We start from the raw sequence: 26126 nt of genomic DNA on the forward strand, positions 1-26126 counted from the left end.
TATGAATAACAGACCATTGATAATTCTAACCGGACCTACAGCTGTCGGCAAGACGGCGCTCTCGATAGGGCTGGCTAAGGCTGTGGATGGTGAGATCATTTCAGCCGATTCCATGCAGGTATACAGAAAAATGAATATAGGCACAGCCAAGATACAGCAATCAGAGATGCAGGGGGTTAGGCATCATCTGATAGATATTCTTGATCCGGGAGAGGACTTCAATGTTGTGCTTTTCAAAAAATATGCACTTGAGGCCATGAAGGATATATACAGTCGAGGAAAGATACCAGTCGTAGTAGGCGGTACAGGATTTTATATCCAGGCACTTTTGTATGATATAAATTTTGAGGATAACGATAATGATATGTCCTACCGCGAGGAACTGCAGACCCTTGCCGCTGAACATGGCAACTCATATATACATGATATGCTTGCGGGTGTGGATCCTGAGTCTGCGGAGAAGATACATGAAAATAATGTAAAGAGAGTGATCAGGGCGCTAGAATTTTACAAGAAGACCGGCACGAAGATATCTGAGCACAATGAGGCAGAGTCCCAGAAGGAATCGCCATATAATTTTGAATATTTTGTGTTAAATGATGACAGGCAAAAATTATATGATAGAATAGACAGACGGATTGACATCATGCTTGAAGATGGGCTTCTTGACGAAGTCAAATCCCTGGTGGATGAGGGATATAGCAGAGATCTTGTGTCCATGCAGGGACTCGGATACAAAGAGATGATCGATTATATCCAGGAACGATACACTTTAGATGAGGCTGTGTATACATTAAAGAGGGATACAAGACATTTTGCTAAGAGACAGGTCACCTGGTTTAAGAGGGAAAAACAGGTCACCTGGGTAAACAAAAATGAATTTGACAGCGAGGCGGATATATTGTCGTTCATGATAGAAAGGCTTCGCGAAAAGGAGATTATACAGAGATGAAGGATATGCTGAAGGACTATTATAAGTCACTTAATGTAGATGAGAGAGTGTTTGAGTACTGTAACAGCGTGGAGGAGAAACTCAAAGACAGATTTGCGAAAATAGATGCTGTCAGCGAGATAAATCAGCTGAAGGTGCTCAAGGCAATGCAGGACAACAGGCTGTCAGAGGCTCACTTTGCCGGTTCATCAGGTTACGGATATACAGACGATGGAAGAGATGCTCTTGAAAGGATATATGCAGATGTGTTTCACACTGAGGATGCACTGGTGAGAAGCCAGATAGTGTGCGGAACTCATGCGCTATGTACGGCTATGTTTGGCAATCTCCGTCCAGGTGATGAGATACTTGCAATTGCCGGAAAACCATATGATACGTTGGACGAGATAATCGGTATCAGGGATTCAAGAGGTTCACTTGCGGAATATGGTGTGACATATGCCCAGGTCGATCTACTACCAGATGGAGAGTTTGATATTGATGGGATAAAGAAGGCGATAAACAACAGAACAAAGCTTGTAGAGATACAGAGATCCAAGGGATATGCGGTCAGAAAGACATTATCAGTCCAGCAGATAGGAGAGGCTATCAAGGCGGTAAAGAGCATAAATCCTGATATCATATGTATGGTAGACAACTGTTACGGTGAGTTTGTACAGGAGGTAGAACCATCGGATGTCGGTGCAGACCTTGTGGTCGGTTCCCTCATCAAGAATCCGGGTGGCGGACTTGCCCCTATAGGTGGATATATCTGTGGAAAGAAGGAATATGTGGAGAATGCATCCTACAGACTGACTACTCCAGGTCTTGGCAAGGAAGTCGGAGCATCCCTTGGCAACACAAAGGCACTCACGCAAGGACTCTTCATGGCTCCAACAGTCACTGCAAGTGCGCTTAAGGGGGCCATATTTGCGGCAAATGTATATGAGGGTCTAGGTTTTAAGTCAGTTCCAGACAGCACCGAGGAGAGATACGACATAATACAGGCAGTGGAACTGCAGACCCCGGAGCGTGTCGTTGCGTTCTGCGAGGGAATCCAGGCGGCTGCACCGGTTGACAGTTATGTTCGTCCTGAACCATGGGATATGCCTGGGTATGATTCACCGGTTATAATGGCGGCAGGAGCATTTGTCTCCGGATCATCTATAGAGCTTTCAGCCGATGCACCTATGCGTCCGCCTTATGCTGTATATTTTCAGGGAGGGCTTACATATCCACATGCAAAGTACGGCATAATAATGTCATTACAGAAAATGGTAGAAAAAAAACTCATAGTATGGTAGATTAATAAGTTGGTCGAAAGACCATTGTTCCTGCGCGCTTGGAGAGGCGGAAGGAGGAACATATGAAAAACAGAACAAATAGTATCTTATCAGAAAAATTCACAGATCCATTGTCAGAGATGACAGAACAGCAGTCTGCCGGAGATCACATCATAATGAAAGAGATGTCCGAGACAGAGAGACCTTATGAGAAAAGCTACAAATACGGAGTTGAGGTCCTCTCTGATGCGGAGCTTCTGGCAGTTATACTGCGGACTGGAAGCCAGAGGGCAAACGCCCTCACTACAGCGTACAGGATACTTGACGCCCACCCGATACACAAGGGGATAGTGGGACTTAATTATCTGACCACAGGAGATCTTGAGGACATTGAGGGTGTCGGCAAAGTTAAGGCGGTACAGATGAAATGTCTTGCAGAGATATCAAGAAGAATGGCCAGGGCTACGCTGAAACCATTTATGTCATTTCATTCTCCGCAAAGTATTGCGGACTATTTTATGGAGAATACGAGATATCTTGAAAAAGAGTATGTCTATCTGCTTATGTTTGATTCAAAACATAAATTGATCAAGGATGTGCGCATATCAGAGGGAACTGTCAACAGTTCTATGCTTTCACCACGGGAGGTGTTTGTGCAGGCTCTGAAATACGAAGCAGTATTCATAATACTTGTACACAATCATCCCTCCGGGGATCCTACACCGAGCGGCGAGGACATAGATATAACATACAGGATATCAGATGCGGGAAGTATGATAGGGATTGATCTGTCAGATCATATAATATTAGGCAACAACTGCTATGTCAGTTTGGCTGAGCGAGGTATATTCAATGAAACGAAGACGAAACAGGAATAGAAAAAGAATAGAGATATCGCCGAGGTATGTCCTTTTGGGACTTACGGTTTTTTGCGTTATCCTCATGGTGATCTCACTGTTTGCAGGGGGAGCATTTGCCCCTATCAGGGAAGTCTCCAACATGATAGTGCAGCCTATGCAGAAGGGAGTCAACACCATCGGACGCTGGGTTCAGAGTAAGACTGAGGCATTTGAGAATTATGACACACTTCTCAAGGAGAATGAAGAACTTAAGTCGCAGCTGGAACAGACACAGAAGCAGGTTGAGCAGTATCAGCAGAATTCATATGAGCTCGAGAGGCTTCAGGCGCTATATGAACTTGATTCTCAGTATGCGGATTATAATAAGACTGCTGCCAGAGTTATATCAAAGGATACGAGCGGATGGTTCGATGTTTTTTATATAGATAAAGGAACTGACGATGGCATAAAGACCGGTTGTAATGTAATGTTTGGCAACGGACTATGCGGAATTGTCACGGATGCGGGCTCAGACTATGCGAAGATCCGATCGGTTATAGATGACACATCAAATGTGAACGGAATGATCCTGCCATCTGAGGCAATATGTAATGTGGAGGGAAGTGTCAACAATTACGAGAACGGTTATCTCATTGCAGAGAATATTGAAAAGGAAGCCGATATAAGTGTAGGAGATCAGGTCGTTACCTCGTATGTGTCCAGCAAATACCTGCCGGGGCTGAATATTGGATACATCTCAAAGATAGATGAGGACTCCAACAACCTGACAAAGACAGCCTATATAACTCCGTCCTGTGATTTTTCAAAGATCCAGGAGGTTCTTGTTATACTTGAGACAAAAAAGAATGTCTCGGAATAGGAGTAGCAGTTTTGAGAAGAGTAATAACATTAGGGATTCTTATAATAGTATGTTTTGTGCTTCAGTCGGCACTCTTTCCTTATATTGAAGTTGCCGGGGCTACCCCCAATCTTCTGCTGATACTTACTGTGTCCTTTGGACTTATGAGAGGCCGAAAGGAAGGAATGTTGGTTGGTTTTTTCTGCGGTTTTTTATATGATCTCTACTTTGGTTTTGCCATAGGACCTTTCATGATAATCTATATGCTGATAGGTTACTGCAACGGTTTCTTTCACAGACTTTACCTTGTGGAGGACGTACTTCTTCCGATCATCATCATAGTGTTTGATGATTTTATATTTAATTTTATAACATTTATCATATTCTTTGTTATGAGAAACAGGCTCAGTTTTGGCCTGTACCTCAGGGAGATAATACTTCCAGATATGATTTATACAGCGATATTGACTATGATAGTTTTCAAATTCTTCGTATTCGTCAACCGGAGACTGAAACGTGCTGAAAAAGGAAGTGAAACTTAGTGATCAGAGATATATTGGAGATAATAAAAGAATTTATACTTGAAAAGTTAAAGAGCAGGATATTCTATGTTACGCTGATATTCCTGTGCCTTTTTGGTGTGCTGGTGTATAGGCTGTTTAATTTGCAGATAGTGAACGGTGAAAAGTACCAGACTAATTTTCAGTACAAGTCGTTAAAGACGGTATCTGTGAAAGCGACAAGAGGAAAAATATTTGACTGCAACGGCAACCTGCTTGCGTACAATGAGTCATCATACAATCTGAGCTTTACGAGCAATGCCGATCTTTCTGAAGCAGCGGCAGAAAAAGACATCACAGAAAATGAGCTGAGAAATGAAATTGTATACAAGACTATACTTATCCTCGAGCAAAATGGCGACAGCCTCTCTGTAAAGCTGCCGATATCCCTCGATGCTAATGGAAATATGAAATTCACGATAAGTGGAGCCCAGCTCAATACATTTTACATGAATGTATTTGGTGCATCCTCAGTCGATGACCTGACAGATAAGCAGAAAAATGCAACGGCGAGGGAAGTATTTGACTATATGAGAAGCGATGAGCTTTTCAACATATCAGACGAGTATTCAGATGCATATGTGCTAAAGATACTTGCCGTCCGTTATGAGGTGTGGCTCAACAGATATCAGCAGTATATGACTGTAGATATAGCAAACAACATAAGCCAGCAGAGCTATGCAGCGATAACCGAGAATATGGATACCCTTCTCGGAATGGACGTGAGCATAGAGTCAAACCGAGTATACAATGACGCTATATATTTTTCTCATATAATCGGATATATAGGAAATATCTCAAACGAGGAGCTGGAAGAGTACAATGCCAAGCTTCCAGATAATCAGAAATACAGTACCAACGCCATGATTGGAAAGCTTGGTCTTGAGCAGTCGTACGAGGAACAGCTCCGTGGAACTGACGGCTCACAGAAGATGTATGTCGACAACATGGGAAAGGTGCTCGAGATCATAGACAAAACCGACACAGTTGCGGGCAATGATATATACCTCACACTCGACACAGATCTTCAAAAGTACTGCTATAACGCACTTGAGAAGGAGCTCTCGGCGATCATACTCACAAACCTTAAGAATGTGACATCATCTACAGAGAAGGATGACATCCCGATCACCGAAGTGTACTATGGGCTTTTTGATAATAACATTATAGATATGAAGCTGCTCAATGCCGCAAATGCCACAGACAACGAAAAGACTGTATACAACACATTTGTATCCAGCAGACAGTATACTTTGGACAATCTTGCAGATATTCTTAAGAATAGTCACACAGAGTTATATAATCTGTCAGACCAGTACAAGGATTACATGGAGTTCATATGTGAGACGCTGAGTGACAACGGGGTTTATGACAGCAGTGCAATTGATAAGGACAGCACAACATACAATGACTATATAAATGATAAGATATCACTCTATGAATATCTCAAGTATTGCATAAGTCAGGGTGCGATTAACATAGATGATATAGAGACACACAGTGATTACTATGATACAGATGAGATATACGACGTGGTTGTTGACTATGTTCTCAAAGAATTTGAAGAAGATACCGATTTCGACAAACTCGTTTTCAAATATATGATATTATCAGGAGAAATAACAGGTTCTCAGGTTATATACCTTTTATACGACCAGGGAATCCTAAATAGTACAACAGATGAGGATTACGATGCATTTGCGTCGGGTACAATGGGAAGCTTTGAATTTATATACAGAAAGATACAGAAGCTTGAACTCACTCCTGCAATGCTTGCATTAGACCCTTGTTCTGGTTCAATTGTTGTAACTGATACCGAGACGGGACAAGTTAGAGCTATGGCAATATATCCAAGCTATGACAATAATAAGCTGACAAATGTTATCGATTCAGATTATTATGATAAGATAACTTCGGATAAGACAACGCCAATGTACAACAGAGCTACTATGCAGAGAACGGCGCCAGGTTCAACATACAAGATGCTCGTATCTGCTGCTGGCCTTGGAGAGGGAGTTATTGATGTTGGTTCTGTCATAACAGATTATGGAACCTTCACCAAGATCTCTCCTTCGCCAAAATGCTGGTTAACTGGAGGACATGGTGCCCTTGGACTGGCAGAGGCAATAGAGGTTTCCTGTAATGGATTCTTTTATGAGGTTGGTTACCGGCTTGCAACAGACAGCAACGGCGTATATCAGGATGCACAGGGTATTGACAAGCTTCAGAAATACGCTACATTATTTGGCCTTAATAGAAAATCAGGTGTGGAGATAGAGGAGATAGATCCTCATATTTCAGACTCTGATGCGGTACGTTCTGCAATTGGTCAGGGTACAAACAACTACACTCCGGTTCAGCTATCAAGATACGTTACAGCAATTGCAAACGAGGGAAAATGTTATGATCTGACACTTGTAAATGAGATCAAGAATGTAGAGGGAAGGACAGTATATAAGAATGACAATGTTCCTGAAAGTACAATAGATCTTACTGATAGTCAGTGGTCAGTGATAAAACAGGGTATGAGACTCATGGTAAGTGATCATACCAGCTCATATGCACTTATAAATCAGATAAATGTTGCGGTTGCCGGTAAGACTGGAACTGCAGAGGAGGACTTGACAAGACCTGATCATGCTCTGTTTGTGTCATTTGCTCCATATGAAAATCCTGAGGTCAGTGTTACGTGTGTAATTCCACACGGATGCACATCCGGTAATGCCGAAGAACTTGCCGGCATGGTATATGCATATATGTATGATCCAGACAAACTGGATACAGTTGGAATAACAGGAAATAACCAAATTTCAGATTAATCTGCCAAGGATATATCACAGATCACAGGACCTGTGTGTAAGAAGCTGTTTTGACAGGAGCGGATGATATGGAGGACAAGATAACAAGATTATCTATCAAAGCAGATAGATCCGGCATTGCTGTATATGTACCGGCTCATATGTCAATGGATGAAATCTGCAGCGAGTTGTACCGTAGATTCAGTCACAATGCATGTGCTTTTGAGAAAAAGGGCACAATTGCTGTCGCCTTCAGGGGCGACGCTCCGACGGAGGCTGAGTCGCACATGATAATAGACTTTCTTAACGACCTGGATATGAATAATGTATCATTCAGGTACAAAAAAGAATCTGGAAGCACCAAAACGGATAATTATAATAAATATACAGAGACTTTTTGTGATAGTGCGATAAGGTCCGGATACGAAAATGTGACGCATGTGTCAAAATTTACAGAAAACAGTATAGATAATCACATCGGGAGTCAAATGAATATGTTTCGTGGTACTGGTATTACAAATGATGACAGTATTTACAACAAAAAGTATGCCAGGAAAGACATACCGTATATATTCATAGGTGATATAGGAAGAAAGCAGACTCTGGAGATAAAGGGAAATGTCATTATACTTGGCAATGTGGCCAGGGAGGCAAAGGTCGTCTCTGGAAGAAACATAATAGTGATCGGCGGTCTGTATGGAACGGCGATAGCCGGGAAAAGCAACAAATATGACAGCTTCGTCCTTGCCATGTATATGGCACCGAAATTTCTGCAGATAGGAAATGCTAGATCTGAGTTTCCAAATATAAGGAATTACTCAGATTCGTCTGTGGTCGCAGCAAATGATGGAACTTCGATAAGTATAACATACATATGATAGTATTTTCAGGAGGATTGTATTATGTGTGAAGTTATAGTCGTTACATCAGGAAAGGGAGGCGTTGGCAAGACAACGACCTCAGCAAACATAGGTACTGGTCTCGCAGCTCTTGGAAACAGTGTCGTGATGATCGACACTGATATTGGTCTCAGAAATCTGGATGTTGTGCTGGGACTTGAGAACAGGATAGTATATAATCTCATCGATGTTATAGAGGGAAACTGCAGATTTAAACAGGCCCTCATAAAGGACAGAAACTATAACAATCTGTTTCTGCTTCCGTGTGCGCAGACAAGGGACAAGACAGCGGTGAGTCCGGAGCAGATAGTAAAACTTGTAGATGAGATCAGACAGGAGTATGATTACATAATCATAGATTGTCCTGCGGGGATAGAGCAGGGATTCAGAAATGCTATTGCCGCTGCGGACAGGGCTGTTATAGTTACAACACCTGAGGTTTCCGCTATAAGGGATGCCGACAGGATAATAGGACTCCTCGAGGCCTATGGCATAGAGAAGCAGCACCTTATAATAAACAGAATCAGATATGATATGGTCAAAAAGGGCAATATGATGTCCGCTGATGACGTTGTTGATATACTGGGAGTTGATCTACTTGGAGTTATAGCCGATGATGAGGACATCGTTATTTCAACAAACAAAGGTGATCCTGTCGTAAATGGACATTCGAGATCTGGACAGGCATACATGAGTATATGCAAGAAGATCATTGATGATTCCATAGAGGCGGAAGACCATTATAATTCCCGGAACCGTTCACTTCGCTCTCTGTTCAGACGTAAAAGAGCCTGAAGGGAGGAGTGATGATGAATAACAGAGTATATTTGTACAATACAGGAAGTTATGCCAGAGAAAGACTGGTTACAATGCTTGCCTCAGACAGAATAGGCTGTAATCCAGATTTTATCGATGGACTGAGACATACTATAAAAAATGAACTTGAACGCTATCTGAGCGTTAAAGAGTCAGACATAGATATACATGTCAAAGAAAAAATGCTGATTGCCTACATTCCACTTGCGGGCAGTCAGGATGATAACACAGATAACAGATATGAACACAAAGCAACAAGACAAGGATCAGTGAATTATGAAGCTATTGAAGAAGGATCAGCTGAACTTAAAACAGTTCAGTCTTGATCAGGACAAGAAAAAATACAGCATACTGGATTACAATTTTAAATTGCTACTGTTAATTATGGCGGCCATGGCATTTGGATCCGTCATAATTGTGAGCGTTGATGAGACTAAACTTGTAAAACAGCTCATAGGTGTGGGGGCATGTATAATTGGAATAATCATCGTTTCATTGATAGATTACAATTTTATATGCAAGTATTACATGGTGCTATATGGAATAAATATAGTCCTCCTGGGACTTGTATTATTATTTGGATCAGGGTCGGACTCACACGGAGCCAGCAGATGGTTTGCCATATCGGATTCATTTACAATACAGCCGTCAGAGTTTTCCAAGATAATACTCATAATATGTACTGCGGTGTTTCTTGAAAAGCATGCCGATGATCTGAATACGGTGAAAACACTGCTTAAATTGGCATTATTTCTGGCAATTCCTATCGGACTCATATTTGTTGAGCCGGATCTGTCGACAACTTTATGTATATGTGCGACATTGTTTATAGTCATATTTATCGCGGGACTCAGCCTCAAAATAATAGGAATAGCAGTTCTTGTGCTCATTCCGTGTTTTGGTGGATTCTTTTGGTATATACAGCAGGACAACCTCCCACAGATACTGAGTGAATACCAAAGGGGACGAATCCTTGGACATATGTATGGTAGTGAGTATGGTGCATCACAGGATCAGCAGAACAACTCAATTATGGCTATAGGTTCAGGACAGCTTACAGGCAAGGGCATTAATAGTTCAGATGTGGCAACGGTAAAGGATACGAACCTCATTTCCGAGCAGCAGACAGATTTCATTTTCTCAGCTGTTGGAGAGGAATTAGGCTTCATTGGAAGTGTTATTATTATTGCAATTTTACTGCTCATAGTGTTACAATGTATTAGGATTGCTAGGCGCTCGAGTGATAAAAAAGGAATGTACATTGCGACCGGTATGGCAGCACTTATATGTCTGCAGTCATTTATCAATATCGGAGTTGCAACGTCCATCCTGCCAAATACCGGATTGCCACTTCCATTCATAAGCTATGGACTAAGTTCACTAGTCAGTCTGTGTGCCGGAATGGGAATGGTACTCAACGTCAATTTGCAAAAGAAAAAGTATTAGGAGGATACCCATGAATATTGGTTTGATAGCACACGATGCCAAAAAGAAACTTATGCAGAACTTCTGTATTGCCTATAGAGGGATTCTTAACAAACATGAGCTTTATGCGACAGGTACAACAGGAAGACTTATAGAAGAGGTAACAAACCTCTCTGTTCACAAGTATATTGCAGGACATCTCGGAGGTGAGCAGCAGCTCGGTTCCCAGATAGAGAACAACGACATAGATATGGTCATTTTCCTGAGAGATCCGCTTCATCCAAAGAAGCATGAGCCGGATATCAACAATATATTCACACTGTGTGATACACACAATATTCCGCTTGCAACTAATCTTGCAACGGCAGAGCTTCTGATCCTTGCACTGGACAGGGGGGATCTTGACTGGCGTGAGTTCTATAAGTAAAATGGAGGGCTTGTTATCATGTTAAAACATCATTCAGTCAGAAATAGGCTGTTTAAAGTTACAACACTGGTTCTTACATGCTCGCTGGTTTTGTTGACAGGATGTGGAAGCAAGACCTACAAAGCAGGGAAACAGCTCGACATTGGTGTACTGCCAAACCTGCCACTATACAGTGATTGTGGAATGGCTCAGGAATATGCTGTTGTTGGCAAGAATGAAGAAGTCAATGCGGCAAATTACAGCGGCTTTTATGCCGCAATGCTTCTTGACAACACCACAAGAGAGCCGGTTATCGCACACAATGCACATAAAAAGATATATCCTGCGAGTATGACCAAGATCATGACGGGGCTCCTTGTTATAGAGAGCATAGAAAAGGGAGAAATATCGCTTGACGATATGGTGACTCTCAATAGAAAAGTTACATTTGACGATTGGGATGCCATGGCTAGCGATCTAGTCGGAGGATGCAGGATCAACGTCAAGAATCTTCTGTACGGACTTATGATAACATCATATAACGACTGTGGAGTTATCCTTGCAGAGCTTATAGCGGGAAGTGAATCGGCATTCTGTGATATGATGAATGAAAAGGCGCAGGAGATAGGTGCAACAAACACACATTTTGAGAACTGCCATGGACTTCATTCAGATGACCATTATACGACGGCATATGATCTGTATCTGATACTTGATGAGTTTTCAAAGCATGATCTTGCATACATGATCGATTCTCTTTCAACGTATGACTTTACATATACAGATGCAGACGGAAATGAACAGGTAGTTACCATTGAGCCTACAAATGAATATTTGACAGGAGAAGTAAATCTTCCGGATGGCTACTCTATAGGTTCATGGAAGACAGGTACAACTGAGGAAGCTTTGAACTGTCTTATAATGGAACTCAAGAATGATTCCACAGGTCATGAATATGTTGCGATCATAGCCGGTGCGGATGGAAAAGAAGCTCTGTACAGCGGAATGACGGAGATGATAAACACCGCCAAATAAGTTGTGTTATTATAGCTGATAGCTGCAGCCTTTTCAAGGGGCAGTTGGAATAATAAATATGTAATAAATAAAACAAGTTTAGGAGGCACAAAAATGATTCACATTATTACAGGAGATAAGGGAAAAGGAAAGACAAAGGCATTGATTGACAAGGTAAACAATGATGTAAAGGTTGTTTCAGGTACCGTAGTATTCCTTGATAATAATAACAAGCATATGTATGAGCTTAGCAATCGTGTCAAGATGATCAACTGTACAAATTATGGAATAAGTAAGCTTGATGCATTTACTGGCTTTATAAGAGGCATAATCTCTCAGAATACAGATATCGAAAAGATATATATCGATAATTTCAAGACGGTTGCCTATGTTGGTGAATCACACATTGTAGAAGCGTTGGATGAGATTAAAAACATCTCTGACATGTTCAATGTAGACATAGTTATATGTCTGGCAACAGATGTAAACGGTGTGCCTGACGACTTTAAAGACTGCGTAATTGCTGCTTTATAGAAACGGAAAACAGGAAATGGTTGGCGTGGTACATGTATGCGTACATAATGCCAGCCATTTTCTTGTTTTGGTAAAACGACAAGACAGGAGATATTCTTATGGCAACAATAAAAAGAAAGAAAAAGATGTCAGACTTCAAGAAGCCGGAACTTAAAATGCCAGGATTTGGAGCCATTCTTTTTACCATTGTCTTTATATATATACTGATTATGATTATCAATTCCATAAACAGTTCTTCACCGGTTATATTCACAGTTGAGCAGAGCTCATATGACACTGATTTCACAGCCACTGGACTTGCGATAAGGAAAGAAACACTTGTTACTGCAAAGGTTTCGGGAATGCCTTACTACTACGTCAGAGACGGTCAGAAGGTCTCAAAGAGCTCAAATATATATGCGATGGACAGTTCAGGATCTATACAGGATGCCATGGAGACAATACAAGCAAATGGTGGGGATGCGTTTACAAGTGATGACTATTCAAATCTAAAAAAGCAGATAAAGATGTTTAAGACAGGATTTTCAGATAGCAGTTTTGGAGATATGTACAGTTTCAAGACCAGCATCGACAATAATCTTCTGGAGCTTTTTGAGGAAAAAGCCATAGAGATGGCTGGTGGCAGCACTGTATCAAACATGTTAAACGCAGATAAGGCACCATTTAGCGGTCTTGTAACCTATTATCAAGATGGATATGAAAATGTTACGGTCAAGGATATTTCACCGGAGCTTTTTGACAAAACTGTTTATTCCAAGCAAACATTAAAAACTGAAAATGGAGTTGAAGCTGGAAGTCCTGTGTGCAAGCTCGTGGACGATGAGAGCTGGGAGATAGCGATTCTCCTCACTAAGGAAGAATATGAAAAAATTACAAAATCGTCTATGATATCATATACCATCAACGATTCAAGCAGGAAACTTACCACGGATTATGAGAAACTGGAGAAGGACGGAAATTATTATATAATTGTCTCATTTAACAAATACATATCACAGTATGTAAATGAAAGATTCCTAGATATCAATTTCAGCTTTGAAGAGTCAAGTGGATTGAAAATCCCACAGACTGCGATAGTGGAAAAAGAGGCTTATATGATACCTGTTGATTTTCTCACAAGCGGAGCGGATGACGAAGAAAAAATATACTTTACGCAGCAGGTCTATAAAGCTGGAAAAGAGACAGTGGATCTGATAAGTCCTCTTATATATTTTCAAGATGAAAGATTCTGTTACGTGGATATGTCCGAGATAGATTCCGATGCTGTTTTAAAGAAAACGGATTCGGATGAGACTTTTTCTGTTGCAACAGCAGCAAGATACACCATGAGCGGCGTCCTCTGTGTCACAAAGGGAACCGCACAGTTCAGAAGGATCGTTGTAAAGGTTTCTGGAGATGATTACTCTATAGTAGAGCCAGGCATATCATATGGTATATCACGATATGACAGGATCCTCTTAGATGGAAAGTCCATGAATGAGGGAGATATGTTGAACTGACAGATAAAACATTGCATGAAAAAACTTATATAAGAAAACATTTATAGGAGATGAACTAAATGCTTAAAGAGAATTACGAAGAGGTAAGATCCAGGATAGATAATGCATGCGTGAGAACTGGAAGAAATCCTGAAGATGTAACGCTCATAGCAGTGAGCAAGACAAAGCCGCTTTCGGATATCGAGGAGATACTCCGAGACACGAAAGCCATAGACTTTGGAGAAAACAAGGTACAAGAGCTAGTCGACAAGTATGAAAATGTTTCAAGGAATGTCAATTGGCACATGATAGGCCATCTTCAGACGAATAAGGTTAAATATATTGTAGATAAGGTGTGTATGATACACTCTGTGGACTCTCTTAATCTAGCTAAGACCATTGAGAAAGAGGCGGCAAAACATAATGTCACAGTAAATATCCTTATAGAAGTTAATGTTGCACAGGAGGAGAGTAAATTCGGCCTTGCTTGCGAGGAGGTACTTCCGCTGATAAATGAGATAAAAGATTTCCCTCATATAAGGGTAAAAGGTCTTATGACTATAGCTCCGTTTGTCGATGACCCTGAGGATAACAGAGTCTATTTCCGCAAATTAAGGGATTTATCACTTGACATACAATCAAAAAGCATTGATAATATTGATATGAGCGTCTTGTCGATGGGAATGACAAACGACTACGAAGTTGCTGTTGAAGAAGGAGCAACCTTGGTAAGAGTTGGCACGGGTATATTTGGCGCCAGAAATTATAATATATAGATTAAAGGAGAACGATCATGGCAAAGGGTAGTGCAAAGAAGAGTTTTCTTGACCTTTTTAAAATAACTGACTCAAATGACGATGACTTTGATGATGATATGTTTGATGATGAAGATGAGATGGAAGATGAGTATGACGATCCATATGATGAAGCTTATGATTCAGAGGAAGAGTATGATGATGGATCAGATGCAGCATCAGACAGAGCTAAGGCTTCACCATTAAAATCATTTAACAAATATAAGAATTCAAGAACACCATCAGGCAATGTATCCAAAACAAAGACTGCTAAGAGCTCACAGAACAGTAAGCTTGTATCAATAAACAGCAGATCGGATAGAGATTCATATGATGACAGCGAGGTTTTTGTTATCAAGCCGGATGAGTTCGATGATGCACAGATGATAATCGATCACCTCAACAGAGGACAGATCATCGTTATCAACATGGAGGATCTTGATCTTCCAACCGCACAGAGAATTGCTGATTTCATAGGAGGTGCAAGCTATGCTGTGAACGGTCTGTTCCAGGCTATCTCAGGCAACATATTCCTTGCCACACCTAACGGTACATATGTATCTGGTGATCTTAGAGAAGAATTGGCGGGAGGATCTCTTGGCGGAGAGGATCTTTCAAAGGCAACGTACTAATATAGTATTAATAAGGGTATTTATGGGGGAATACATATGCTTACACCAGTTGATTTACAACAGAAAAAATTTGCACATGGTATGGGCTATGCCAAGAAGGATGTTGATGCATTCTTTGATAAGGTAGTGCTCAGTTACACTGAATTATATAAGTCGAACGCGGATCTTACAAATCAGGTTAAGACTCTCACAGACAGCCTTGTCCACTACAGAACGACTGAGTCAAAGCTTCAGAAGTCACTTATGCTTGCTGAGAAGAATGCGGAAGAGTCAACCAAGAATGCAACAGATAAGGCAAGACTTATAGAGAATGATGCAAAGATTAAGGCTAACAACATCGTTCAGGAAGCACGAGAAGAACTTGAACGTATCGAAAACAGCATAGATGGCATCAAACAGCAGTATAAGGATTACGTGTGTGCGTTTAAGGCGCTGATGGATTCTCACATGAATTTTCTTGCACAGAATCCTATCAATGAGGAGATGGGAATTGAATTTGACGATGTGCTGAGCGAGGCTAAGGCATATTCATCGTCTGCCACCCAGAATGCGGCCATGAATTCATTTATGGGTTCATTCGACGGAGATCCACAGGGACGTGAGGAATCAACTCTTGGCTCTGGTGGTGGTTCAGCGATGGGCGATTCAACCCTTGGCGGTGCCGGTGGCGGCAATGTAACAAGTGATTCATCAGTATATACCAAGAATCTTGGTGGCAAATCATTTGTAAATCCATTTGGAAACTAGAAAATACTTATCAGGGAGAATGTTATTATGAATAATTATCTTACCGTTCACCAAAATGGTGAACCTATCTATGACATTTTCTTTGCAAACGATTTTAATTCCCTGCCTGAGCTTTTAGCCGGACAGGGAATTGCTGATAAAAGGGTGTGTATTGTCACAGAAAGCAATGTCGCACCATTATATCTTGAGGCTATAGAGAATCAACTCAGAGGAAAATGCAAAGAAATAATATCTGTAGTGTTCGAGGCTGGGGAGGCAAACAAAAATCTTGACACAGTGAAATACATATATGAGAAACTTATTCATGCCAGATTTGACAGAAAGGATATGCTTATAGCTCTTGGCGGAGGTGTCACTGGAGATATCACCGGATTTACCGCTGCAACATATCTAAGAGGCATAGATTTTGTACAGATACCTACAAGTCTTCTCGCACAGGTAGACAGCAGCATAGGAGGAAAGACCGGTGTTGACTTCGATTCGTACAAGAATATGGTAGGCGCATTCCATATGCCAAAGCTTGTATATATAAATGTATCTACCCTAAGCACTCTGTCAGACGACCAATTCATGTCAGGTATGGGCGAGATAATAAAGCATGGTCTTATCAAGGATAAGGACTATTTCAACTGGCTTATGACGAACAGAGACTGTATATTGGCTAAGGAGCCGGATATCCTTATGGAGATGATACGTGCAAGCTGTAACATCAAGAGGCTGGTTGTAGAGAATGATCCGACTGAGAAGGGAGAACGAGCTCTCCTAAACTTCGGACATACCCTTGGGCATGCGATAGAGAGATATCTAGATCTGAAGTTGAGCCATGGAGCCTGTGTCGGCATAGGTTGCTGTCTTGCAGCTATCATATCAAAGAATAATGGCGATATAGATAAAGAAACTCTGGATACCATAACTACAGCTTTTGACGCATTTGGCTTCCCAACGCTTGAGGATTATCCAGTTGACGCAGATAAGGTCATTGAGTATACACGCAATGATAAGAAGATGGTCGGCGACAAGATTAAATTCATACTTTTACACGACATAGGCAATGCGTATATCAATATGGATATAACTGTTGACGATATGAAAAAGGCATTTACAGAGAGATGAGAGGGAAAAATCATGAAAAAAAGACTTCCACTTGCGATACTGGTTATGGCTGTGCTTATCAGTCTAGATCAGTTCGTCAAATACCTGATAGACTCTTCCTTTTCAGTTGGAGAGAGCCAGCCACTCATAGATAATGTATTTCAGCTCACATATGTACAGAACAGAGGTGCTGCCTGGGGAAGCTTTTCAGGCAAGGTAGTATTTCTCCTCATAATTACAACAGTGATCCTTATCGGATCTATCTATGTATATATACAGCTTGCTAGGAGAACAGATACAAAATTTACTCCTCTTAGAATCTGTCTTGTATTTCTCATATCCGGTGCGATTGGCAATATGATTGACAGAATCGTTAGGGGATTTGTTGTGGATATGTTTGATTTCTGTCTCATCAACTTTCCGGTGTTCAATGTGGCAGATATATATGTGACATGTAGTTTTATAGTTATAGTCATACTTATAATGTTCAGGTACAAGGATGATGATCTTACGGATATACTTCATAGTTCAAAGACTAAATCTTGATAAACTATGAATATGAAAAATTCTATGAAAATGGAATACAATATAAAATAATATAGAATTACTAAGTTAAGGAATATAAGGTAGATAAGGTAGATTTATTATGGAAGAGTATAATCTGGAGTCGTCCGAGGAATGGACTGACAGAAGGCTTGATAAGGTTTTAAGTGAATATTTTGATGGGTACTCACGATCGTTTATCAAGAAACTCTTTGATGATGGTCTGATACTTGTGAATTCAAAGGCTGTGAAGCCGAGTTACAAAGTTAGAGCTGGCGATATGATAGATATATCTGTGCCAGATCCGGTGAGCATAGATATTGTGCCAGAGGACATTCCGCTTGATATCATATATGAAGATGATGATGTTATTCTCGTAAATAAACCCAAGGGCATGGTTGTGCATCCGGCACCTGGTCATTATAGTGGAACACTTGTAAACGGTCTTATGTACCATTTTGGAAGTTCACTGTCGGGTATAAACGGCGAATTCAGGCCCGGAATTGTCCATAGGATCGATATGGACACCACAGGCGTATTGGTGGTATGCAAGAACGATAATGCCCACAGAGCGCTTTCTGAGCAGCTTCACGAGCATAGCATCACCAGAAAGTACTATGCAATCGTTTATGGAAATATTTCTTCCGATGAAGGCACAGTGGATGCACCCATCGGAAGAAGTCCAAAGGACAGAAAGAAGATGGCTATCAATAATAGAAACGGACGCAGGGCAGTCACTCATTATCGTGTCCTTGAGAGATTTGGCGGCCGTTACACATACATAGAATGTCAGTTAGAGACGGGGCGTACGCACCAGATACGTGTGCATATGGCATCTATCGGTCATCCCATCCTGGGTGACGAAGTATATGGACCGAAGAAATGTCCGTTTAAGCTTCAGGGGCAGACTCTTCATGCGGGTGTTCTTGGATTTATACATCCATCCACCGGCGAATATGTTGAATTTAAAGCGGAACTGCCGGAGTATTTTAAAGCGGTTCTTGAGAAATTAAAATAACTCAGCATACACCTTAGTATAGACAATTGTTGCAAACAACAGTCAATTGTCTATACTTTTTTATTTACACTTTATTGTATAAATGTTATAATAACATATATAAGATTTTAAGTATTTTGTACATAAGTCATATATAATTGGCATATTGGACATATAAATATTACAAGAAGATGGGAGTGGTTATTATGGCAGAAAAGAAGATAATTACTATAGGAAGACAGTTTGGAAGCGGCGGAAAGCAGATAGGTGAGGCGCTCGCTGAAAAAATGAACATTCCATTTTATGATAAGGAACTGCTCAAGGAAGCAGCTAAGGACAGTGGGATATGTGAAGAGATATTCGACAGCTTTGATGAGAAACCTACAAACAGTTTCTTATATTCGTTGGTCATGGATCCATATTCCCTTGGATTTGGCAGTTCGACAGAACTTCCACTCAATCACAAGGTTTTCCTTGCTGCTTTTGACACAATCAAGAACCTGGCTGAGAAAGACGGTTCTTGTGTGTTTGTAGGCAGATGTGCAGATTATGCCCTCAGAGATCTTGACAATGTTGTCAACGTATTCCTATATGCAGACATGGAGGATCGAGCTGCCAGAATAGCGAAGAAGTACAATATCAGTGAGTCAAAGGCAAAGGATATGATCAAGAAAGAGGATAAGGCCAGAGCGTCATATTACAACTATTATACATCAAAGCGCTGGGGTGAGATGAAGGGGTATGATATCTGTATCAACACATCAAAGTATGGTATAGATAAGACCATTGATCTGCTCTATGACATTGTAAACAATTATTGATCAGAATTATTGATCAAAATAACTTGCATGTATAAAAATTCATGCAAAAATATAATAAAGAGGCAATCAGCCTGGTTATGTGTTTCCATATTTAATTAATGTATATGATGTTTATCATACACATATATTACACATAGAGGCTGATTACCTCTTTTTTATTTGAATTTAATCGATAGATTTCCGCGGAATAACTCTCTAATGTCTCACCCATCCATCGATCCCTGCACCTTCAATAGATGAAAATATCCTGTCTTTTACATCAGGAACTCGTACCTTTAACTCATCAATTATATCCTTGCTCTCCTGACGCTTTGTAACGCCGTCAGCCGGACAAGGATTTTTGCATACTGGGAGTGCATTTGCACGGGCAAACGCTCTTATTTCGCCTTCCAAAACGTATATAAGGGGCCTAATGAGTGTTACACCAGTTTTCTCAAGATGTGTTACTGGGGAGAAGGTGTGTATGCGTCCTTCGTAGAGCATCGACATGAGAAAACTGTCAATCACATCATCTTTGTGGTGGGCATAAGCGATCTTGTTACATCCTAGACTGACTGCACAGTCGTTGAAAGCGCCTTTTCTCATCCGGCTGCAGAGAGAACATGGATTTGACTCTTTTCTATAATCAAATATAATTTCGCCTATCTGAGTTTTACATACGCTATATCGTACATCAAGAGATTCGCAATATTCTCTGAGTTCTGATGTGTCAAAGCCTTCAAAACCAAGGTCAACGGTTATGGCCTCGAGCTCAAATGGTATTGGATAAAATTTCTTCAGCTTTGCCATGGCATACAGCAATGTAAGGCTGTCTTTGCCCCCGGATATTCCTATGGCAATGCGGTCACCCGGACTGATCATATTGTAATCTGTCACAGCACGTCTTGTGTATGATAAAAGTTTCTGAATTTTCATTAGTTAAGCTCCTTGTTGACATAATACTATTATTGTAAATTATTCTTGCTTTTTGTTATCAATTTTTTCCTGATTTGTTTCACTCTGCACGTTTTGAGGAGTTCGAGCTCTGTCTAAGTCCTCATTGACTACAGGACGTTTTTCGCGCAACTGAACTTCATTCCTGAATCGCCTTTTTCTGTCCTCATCCATGTCAGCATAATGCTTACGTGTAGTATTTACATCTGAATGTCCAAGTACGTCTGCCACAAGATATATGTCGTCCGTAGCCCGGTAAAGTTCGGTGCCAAATGTGCTCCTCAATTTATGCGGTGTTATGTGCTTGAGCGGAACAGAGGTGAGAGAGTATTTCTTCACAATATTCTCAACTGATCTGACAGAGATCCTTTTTAACTGCGATGAGAGAAAAAGAGCATTCTCATGTCCTGATTCAGGCACAAGTTTTTTCCTTTCTTCTAGATATTTTATTAGAGCTTCGCATGCTTCATCGCTGAAATATACAAAAGCTTCCTTTCCACCTTTTCGTATTATTTTTATACGCATATTATCAAAGTCGATGTCGTGTATATCAATACCCACACATTCTGATACACGCATACCTGTGCTAAGCATGAGTGACAAAAGAGCCAAATCTCGAACTTTATTCTTTTCGTGATATTTTTTCTGGCGTTCAGTCAGGCCGTCACCATATTCAACGTTGTCGAGAAAATCAGCAACTTCGTTTGGCTCCATGCGGATGATCTTTTTTTCATGTATCTTGGGCATATCAACCTTTTCTGCAGCGTTTGAGTCAATACGGTTGTTCTTATATAGGTAGGCAAAAAAAACTCTTAACGCCGATAATTTGCGCTTTAACGCTTGTTCGCCATTGGTGTATGTACGCCCGTTTTTCTCGTATAAACGCATGGCATCAAGGAATTCTTCGATGTCTTCAGCTTCAAGCCGGCTGAGATCATCAGTTTTTATATCTTTTGGAGTTTTACCATTAAAGTATGGATTGTGTTCGCACAGAAATTCATAGAATATCTTTATATCCCTTGCATATCCAAGTCTTGTTCGTGTGGATGTTGTGTTCTCGATTCCGCGAAATGTAATCGTCACATATTGTGGAAGTTCTGATAATATTTCCCTGAGCAACAATATGTTATTTTCATCCATCTGTTTGCTATAGGCCTTTGCCATAGATGTGACCTCCTTGTAAAACATATCTAACATATTTAAAGTATAGCATAAATAGATTCTCTTTGCTATACTTTATTCGTAAAACCTGAGTTTTGCGAATAGTTTTATCTCAAATAAAACATCAAGCAACATCAAGCAAAACAAAAATTGAGTATGCTGGAACTTTGTGACTATTGATGTATTATCAAGTTCCTGCATACTCTCATCCCCGATTGCTATTTTAGATTTAGTTGAATGCTTTATAGCTGCTTGCTTATCAGTTAATTAGTTACTAGTTGAATTCTGATACTTTGTAATAAGGAACTACAAGATTGCATCCAGCTGTTATAGAAGACTCATCATCCAGCTTGTTGATTGATACCACCTCATCAATATATTCCTGCTTAGATACATATTCGTCTGTCATATACTCATCTGCAATATCCCAAAGGGAGTCTCCATCTTTGATGCTTATACATGTATAATATTTTGTGCTTGCATTGGTTGCGTCCGCCTCTGAAGCATCCTTGTGTGTGACGGCTAGATATAAAATTGATATCACGATGATCGTGATTATTATACTTATCTTCTTGCTGCTTATTATATTGAAAAGTTTATTCATAATAAATCCCTCCTGAACGTATGTTTGTTTTGATCATGTTAGTATTATATCGAACACATGTTTTGATGTCAATAGTTTATTCGAACATTTGTACGATATATTGTTTTTGTAGTTTTTGTGATTGGATCCATCTCACATGTCTAGGTTCATTATGCACTAAATACTGTCCATTTTTTTACTCATAAGAACATTAGTTTGCAATACAAGAACATATGTGCTATTATAAAATTACTGATTAAGAAAATTAATAATTGATCATCGGTTAGATTAACATTTAATTAGATTATCATGTAATGGAGGATTTCTTATGGGAAAAGGAAAGATATCAGATAAACAGAACGAGATTCTGGAATATATCAAGGAGGAACAGCTCAGCAAGGGTTATCCGCCTTCAGTAAGGGAGATATGCAAGGCTGTAGGACTTAAATCTACATCTTCCGTGCACGCTCATCTCGCATCTCTCGAGGAGAATGGATATATCAGGCGCGACCCAACCAAACCAAGGGCTATAGAGATTATAGATGATGATTTCGCTCTTTCAAGACGTGAGGTTGTCAATATACCTATTGTTGGTCAGGTTGCTGCAGGACAGCCTATTTTGGCGACACAGAATATAATGGATTATTTCCCTGTTCCACCAGAGTACATACATAACACGAACAATCAGACATTTATGCTCAGAGTTAAGGGCGAAAGTATGATCAACATAGGAATAAATGACGGAGATCTGCTTATAGTTGAACAGTGCTCTTCCGCTTCAAACAGAGACATTGTAGTTGCTCTTATAGAGGATGGGGCTACTGTAAAGCGCTATTTCAAGGAGAACGGACATATCAGACTTCAGCCGGAGAATGATTATATGGATCCAATCATTGTTGAACACTGTGATATTCTTGGAAAAGTTATAGGACTTTTCAGACAGATGTAATAACTAATAAGAGCCTTTTGTATAATAATTGATATTATACAAAAGGCTCTTATTATGATAAAGGAAACATCCAAGGATGCATAAAGTTAGTAGATATATAAAGTTAGTAGATATGTTTATCGGCATTCTGTTCTGCTATCTGTTTAAATTCTTTAAAATGAGCCTGGAACAAAAGCACAACCTTTGGATCAAACTGTTTGCCACTCTGGCTTACGATTTCTGTATACGCCTCTTCCATCGACCAGCCTTTCTTATAGTATCTGGCTGAGGTAAGTGCATCAAATACGTCACAGACAGCCATAAGTCTGCTTATGTATGCAATCTCCTCGCCTTTCATATGAAGGTATCCAGAGCCGTCCCACTTCTCATGATGTTCCTTGGCAATAGTTCTCGCGATCTGAAGGATCTGTCCGGGACATTTGGATAAAAGTGCATCCCCATAGAGAACGTGACTCTTCATGATTGCAAATTCCTCTTCAGTAAGCCTTGATGGTTTGTTAAGAATCTCCTCACTGATCATCAGCTTGCCTATATCATGCATCATGGCCGCCGTTGATAACATATCTACATAGTCATCGTCAAAGCCAGATGCCTTGCCGAGCACTTCCATGTATTTCGCAACTCTCTTAATATGTTCTCCAGTTGATTTGGATTTGCTCTCTGAGAGCTCTGCAAATGCATATATGAGCTCTTTCTGATTTGTCTTAACCTCCTCAGAATGTTCGATAACATTGTTCAACATAGATGAATTTCTCGATACTATAAAGTATGATACGAACGACATGAGGAATATTGCAATTACACACGGAGCAATAAAGAGTATCATATTGTCCGCAAAGTCAGCATGAACTGGAGGAATCACCAGATCACACAGACGGTAATTTGCTATATCAGCTCCGAATACTCCCAGTGTAGACAAAAGAGCTGTATACAAAACCATAGTCTTGTTATAATACAGTGATGCAACAAGCATTGGAAATATCCAGACAATCATTGCCGTATATGATAATGTCGTGCTGAGTATAGTACAGATAAGAACAGCAAGGGCTATAACTATATATTTGATGCATTTACCCTGATTGTTCTTGAGCATATCGATGAAAACCGTCGGTGTCAGAGCCAGTATACAACAAACGCCCATGCAGGAACATAGAATAACAAAGTTGCACTGACCTCCGATGTATGTGAAAACCCAGTAAAGAAGTATGAGTATGACAAATAGTCTCATACATTTGGACGCAATATGATTGATCTTGATATAATTATCGCTTAATAGTCTGTTACTCTCCATTTTATAATCCCCAAATAATAAATCAGTCTAAGCTGTCTAATGAAACTGTTTCCCCATCATTCCATATCTTTTCAATGTTATAGAATCTTCTGGATTCCTCTGAAAATATATGAATAATTATATCATAATAATCTAGTAAAATCCATCCACCTTCGGAGTATCCCTCCACTCCTTTATGATTGTATCCCGCTTCTCTCATCTCGTCCTCCACGTTGTCGCAGAGCGCCTGAACCTGTTTTTTGTTTGTACCGTCAGCGATGACAATATAATCACAAAGTGTTGAGATCTTACTTATATCTATGATCTTGATATCAAAAGCCTTCTTATCTTCCAATGCGGCACATGTGATTTTCAGCATTGTCTTTGAATCTTTTTTAGAGTCTATTATTAAATTTGTTTTTGAATCTGTCATATGGCTCCTCCCCGGAATATCAAATATGTATTTTATGCTTATATACGCTGCTATTTCGCTTTATTTTCATCAGTCTGGCTGACGTAGTAGTTATATGTCATTACAGACATTTCGTCGGTGCTGCCGCAATTTTCGTTGCTTAGATAGCTTAGCGTGTTTCTGAGTATATGAACCACCGATACATCGATATCCGTAAATGCCTCCCGTCGTATCTGTTCGATCTCTGGAAGTGCCCTTCTGTTCGGTTCGATATAATCTGCTACGAACACTATCTTTTCAAGAAGCGACATGGCTGGTCTGCCCGTTGTGTGAAATTCAATGGCTGAAAGAATATCATCGTCTTCTACACCATATTTTTCACGAGCATAAAAAGCTCCCAGCTTGGCGTGAAGAAGTTCAGGATTTTCGAACTCTACCTTGCTTATAGGAAGCTCGTGCTTCTTACATTTGGCGAGCTTATCCTCCGCTGACAGACACTTGGCGCAATCGTGAAGAAGTCCTGCGGTCAGTGCTCTTTCGACATCGGCACCATGAACCATAGCCAGGCAACCTGATACATACTCTACACCAAGAGAGTGTTCAAATCTTTTTTTTGTAAGTTTATTCTGAAGTCTTTCCCTCATCTCAGGTCTGTTCATGTTCTCTCTCCTGTTTCGTATAAATGATTCTGAAGTATATAATCCTTCACTGTAGCAGGCACGTCATCGTCAATAGGGAGCCCTGTTTTCACATTTGCCCTTATCTGACTTGAGGATACGTCATACTCATGTATTGTCTCAGTTCGTATATCAGCATATGGATACATAGATCTGAGATCTGCTATCTTGCCGGCAACAGACTCTGCTGGCGTGTCGCTTCTTGTGGTGATGATAAGGGTTGCCAGACGAGCTATCACATCCGGTCTGAACCACTTATCGAAATACATTACCGAGTCACCGCCCATTATAAAATACCAGTGAACATCAGGATATAATGAATGTAGGGATTCAAGGGTATCTGAAGTATATGTGATCCCTGGACGGCTAATTTCAAAATCAGAATACTCAAGTCCCGGAATATCTGATATTGCAAGCTTTATCATTTCTATACGATGACTTGCAGCTATCTCAGATGTCACATCCTTATATGCCGGTTTATTGTTTGGCATCACGAGAACTTTATCCAGATCAAACTGGGACAGAGCCTGTATTCCAAGTTCAATGTGACCGTAGTGTATCGGGTTAAAAGTCCCCCCAAGTATACCGATGCGCTTAGAAAACCGTGTATCCATAAAAACTCTCCTATTAGTTTCAAATATAATGCAAAATGCTGCAATATAATCGATATCTT

29 protein-coding genes are annotated in these 26126 nt (G+C 40.3%); 22 read left to right on the top strand and 7 right to left on the bottom strand.

Annotation, left to right across the window (positions count from 1 at the left end):
- Window position 1: 1 nt before the first annotated feature.
- The 21 genes from miaA (at window position 2) to NQ536_RS06535 (ending at window position 19468) form a co-directional block, all read left to right on the top strand.
- Window positions 2-952 (top strand): tRNA (adenosine(37)-N6)-dimethylallyltransferase MiaA, encoded by a 951-nt coding sequence (gene miaA / locus NQ536_RS06435; protein ID WP_004850999.1) that lies wholly within the window; start codon window positions 2-4, stop codon window positions 950-952.
- Window positions 949-2235 carry a methionine gamma-lyase family protein gene (locus NQ536_RS06440; protein ID WP_004850997.1) on the top strand — a complete coding sequence of 429 codons (1287 nt, stop codon included), beginning with the start codon at window positions 949-951 and terminating at the stop codon, window positions 2233-2235. Before miaA ends, NQ536_RS06440 begins: the two co-directional genes overlap by 4 nt.
- A gap of 62 nt (window positions 2236-2297) precedes the next feature.
- Window positions 2298-3092, top strand: a complete 795-nt coding sequence (gene radC / locus NQ536_RS06445; RefSeq protein WP_004850996.1) for a RadC family protein — start codon at window positions 2298-2300, stop codon at window positions 3090-3092.
- Window positions 3067-3933 carry a rod shape-determining protein MreC gene (gene mreC, locus NQ536_RS06450; protein ID WP_022058997.1) on the top strand — a complete coding sequence of 289 codons (867 nt, stop codon included), beginning with the start codon at window positions 3067-3069 and terminating at the stop codon, window positions 3931-3933. The genes radC and mreC overlap by 26 nt, the downstream gene beginning before the upstream one ends.
- Window positions 3934-3944: 11 nt before the next feature.
- A complete protein-coding gene (gene mreD / locus NQ536_RS06455; protein WP_044997985.1) occupies window positions 3945-4454 on the top strand; it encodes a rod shape-determining protein MreD in 510 nt (169 codons plus the stop codon).
- The gene (locus tag NQ536_RS06460) at window positions 4454-7291 is read left to right on the top strand and encodes a penicillin-binding transpeptidase domain-containing protein (RefSeq protein WP_004850991.1); all 2838 of its coding nucleotides are present in this window, start codon (window positions 4454-4456) and stop codon (window positions 7289-7291) included. The genes mreD and NQ536_RS06460 overlap by 1 nt, the downstream gene beginning before the upstream one ends.
- Window positions 7292-7359: 68 nt before the next feature.
- Window positions 7360-8148 carry a septum site-determining protein MinC gene (locus NQ536_RS06465; RefSeq protein ID WP_004850989.1) on the top strand — a complete coding sequence of 263 codons (789 nt, stop codon included), beginning with the start codon at window positions 7360-7362 and terminating at the stop codon, window positions 8146-8148.
- Between the two features lie 24 nt (window positions 8149-8172).
- Window positions 8173-8964 carry a septum site-determining protein MinD gene (gene minD / locus NQ536_RS06470; protein WP_004850987.1) on the top strand — a complete coding sequence of 264 codons (792 nt, stop codon included), beginning with the start codon at window positions 8173-8175 and terminating at the stop codon, window positions 8962-8964.
- Window positions 8965-8975: 11 nt separating this feature from the next.
- Window positions 8976-9311, top strand: coding sequence for a cell division topological specificity factor MinE (locus tag NQ536_RS06475; RefSeq protein WP_004850985.1), 336 nt, complete (start codon window positions 8976-8978; stop codon window positions 9309-9311).
- Window positions 9262-10431 carry an FtsW/RodA/SpoVE family cell cycle protein gene (locus tag NQ536_RS06480; RefSeq protein WP_004850984.1) on the top strand — a complete coding sequence of 390 codons (1170 nt, stop codon included), beginning with the start codon at window positions 9262-9264 and terminating at the stop codon, window positions 10429-10431. The genes NQ536_RS06475 and NQ536_RS06480 overlap by 50 nt, the downstream gene beginning before the upstream one ends.
- A gap of 10 nt (window positions 10432-10441) precedes the next feature.
- Window positions 10442-10837 (top strand): methylglyoxal synthase, encoded by a 396-nt coding sequence (locus NQ536_RS06485; RefSeq protein ID WP_004850983.1) that lies wholly within the window; start codon window positions 10442-10444, stop codon window positions 10835-10837.
- 18 nt (window positions 10838-10855) lie between these two features.
- Complete coding sequence (locus NQ536_RS06490; RefSeq protein WP_004850981.1) at window positions 10856-11851, top strand: D-alanyl-D-alanine carboxypeptidase family protein; 996 nt, start codon at window positions 10856-10858, stop codon at window positions 11849-11851.
- Window positions 11852-11944: 93 nt separating this feature from the next.
- A complete protein-coding gene (locus NQ536_RS06495; protein ID WP_004850979.1) occupies window positions 11945-12364 on the top strand; it encodes a hypothetical protein in 420 nt (139 codons plus the stop codon).
- Between the two features lie 98 nt (window positions 12365-12462).
- Window positions 12463-13863: an HlyD family efflux transporter periplasmic adaptor subunit gene (locus tag NQ536_RS06500; protein WP_004850977.1), complete on the top strand. Its 1401-nt coding sequence runs from the start codon at window positions 12463-12465 to the stop codon at window positions 13861-13863.
- Between the two features lie 59 nt (window positions 13864-13922).
- Window positions 13923-14618 (top strand): YggS family pyridoxal phosphate-dependent enzyme, encoded by a 696-nt coding sequence (locus tag NQ536_RS06505; RefSeq protein ID WP_004850975.1) that lies wholly within the window; start codon window positions 13923-13925, stop codon window positions 14616-14618.
- Window positions 14619-14635: 17 nt separating this feature from the next.
- The gene (locus tag NQ536_RS06510; RefSeq protein ID WP_004850974.1) at window positions 14636-15268 is read left to right on the top strand and encodes a cell division protein SepF; all 633 of its coding nucleotides are present in this window, start codon (window positions 14636-14638) and stop codon (window positions 15266-15268) included.
- A gap of 36 nt (window positions 15269-15304) precedes the next feature.
- Window positions 15305-16015 carry a DivIVA domain-containing protein gene (locus tag NQ536_RS06515; protein ID WP_004850972.1) on the top strand — a complete coding sequence of 237 codons (711 nt, stop codon included), beginning with the start codon at window positions 15305-15307 and terminating at the stop codon, window positions 16013-16015.
- Window positions 16016-16042: 27 nt separating this feature from the next.
- On the top strand, window positions 16043-17128 hold the full coding sequence (gene aroB / locus NQ536_RS06520; RefSeq protein WP_004850970.1) for a 3-dehydroquinate synthase: 1086 nt from the start codon (window positions 16043-16045) through the stop codon (window positions 17126-17128).
- Window positions 17129-17140: 12 nt separating this feature from the next.
- The gene (gene lspA, locus NQ536_RS06525) at window positions 17141-17653 is read left to right on the top strand and encodes a signal peptidase II (protein ID WP_004850969.1); all 513 of its coding nucleotides are present in this window, start codon (window positions 17141-17143) and stop codon (window positions 17651-17653) included.
- Between the two features lie 100 nt (window positions 17654-17753).
- Window positions 17754-18668: an RluA family pseudouridine synthase gene (locus NQ536_RS06530; RefSeq protein ID WP_004850967.1), complete on the top strand. Its 915-nt coding sequence runs from the start codon at window positions 17754-17756 to the stop codon at window positions 18666-18668.
- A 185-nt stretch (window positions 18669-18853) separates the two neighbouring features.
- Window positions 18854-19468 (top strand): cytidylate kinase-like family protein, encoded by a 615-nt coding sequence (locus tag NQ536_RS06535; protein ID WP_022058989.1) that lies wholly within the window; start codon window positions 18854-18856, stop codon window positions 19466-19468.
- 195 nt (window positions 19469-19663) lie between these two features.
- On the opposite strand, the gene NQ536_RS06540 is transcribed toward NQ536_RS06535, so the two are convergent.
- The 3 genes from NQ536_RS06540 to yneA form a co-directional block, all read right to left on the bottom strand.
- Window positions 19664-20383 (bottom strand): tRNA 2-thiocytidine biosynthesis TtcA family protein, encoded by a 720-nt coding sequence (locus tag NQ536_RS06540; protein WP_004850964.1) that lies wholly within the window; start codon window positions 20381-20383, stop codon window positions 19664-19666.
- A 39-nt stretch (window positions 20384-20422) separates the two neighbouring features.
- Window positions 20423-21598, bottom strand: coding sequence for a tyrosine-type recombinase/integrase (locus tag NQ536_RS06545; protein ID WP_004850962.1), 1176 nt, complete (start codon window positions 21596-21598; stop codon window positions 20423-20425).
- 238 nt (window positions 21599-21836) lie between these two features.
- On the bottom strand, window positions 21837-22166 hold the full coding sequence (gene yneA / locus NQ536_RS06550) for a cell division suppressor protein YneA (RefSeq protein ID WP_004850961.1): 330 nt from the start codon (window positions 22164-22166) through the stop codon (window positions 21837-21839).
- Between the two features lie 307 nt (window positions 22167-22473).
- Here yneA and lexA point away from each other — a divergent pair, with 307 nt between their 5' ends.
- Window positions 22474-23094 carry a transcriptional repressor LexA gene (gene lexA / locus NQ536_RS06555; protein ID WP_004850960.1) on the top strand — a complete coding sequence of 207 codons (621 nt, stop codon included), beginning with the start codon at window positions 22474-22476 and terminating at the stop codon, window positions 23092-23094.
- A 103-nt stretch (window positions 23095-23197) separates the two neighbouring features.
- Here lexA and NQ536_RS06560 read toward each other — a convergent pair whose 3' ends face one another.
- From NQ536_RS06560 to nadD, 4 genes are read right to left on the bottom strand one after another with little or no spacing between them, the layout of a single operon-like run.
- The gene (locus tag NQ536_RS06560) at window positions 23198-24385 is read right to left on the bottom strand and encodes an HD-GYP domain-containing protein (RefSeq protein ID WP_004850958.1); all 1188 of its coding nucleotides are present in this window, start codon (window positions 24383-24385) and stop codon (window positions 23198-23200) included.
- A gap of 22 nt (window positions 24386-24407) precedes the next feature.
- Window positions 24408-24797: a ribosome silencing factor gene (gene rsfS / locus NQ536_RS06565; RefSeq protein ID WP_004850956.1), complete on the bottom strand. Its 390-nt coding sequence runs from the start codon at window positions 24795-24797 to the stop codon at window positions 24408-24410.
- 50 nt (window positions 24798-24847) lie between these two features.
- Window positions 24848-25435: a bis(5'-nucleosyl)-tetraphosphatase (symmetrical) YqeK gene (gene yqeK / locus NQ536_RS06570; RefSeq protein WP_004850954.1), complete on the bottom strand. Its 588-nt coding sequence runs from the start codon at window positions 25433-25435 to the stop codon at window positions 24848-24850.
- The gene (nadD, locus tag NQ536_RS06575) at window positions 25432-26067 is read right to left on the bottom strand and encodes a nicotinate-nucleotide adenylyltransferase (protein WP_004850953.1); all 636 of its coding nucleotides are present in this window, start codon (window positions 26065-26067) and stop codon (window positions 25432-25434) included. The genes yqeK and nadD overlap by 4 nt, the downstream gene beginning before the upstream one ends.
- Window positions 26068-26126 lie beyond the last annotated feature (59 nt).

The sequence above is a fragment of the Coprococcus eutactus genome (assembly GCF_025149915.1).
Classification (GTDB): Bacteria; Bacillota; Clostridia; order Lachnospirales; family Lachnospiraceae; genus Coprococcus; species Coprococcus eutactus.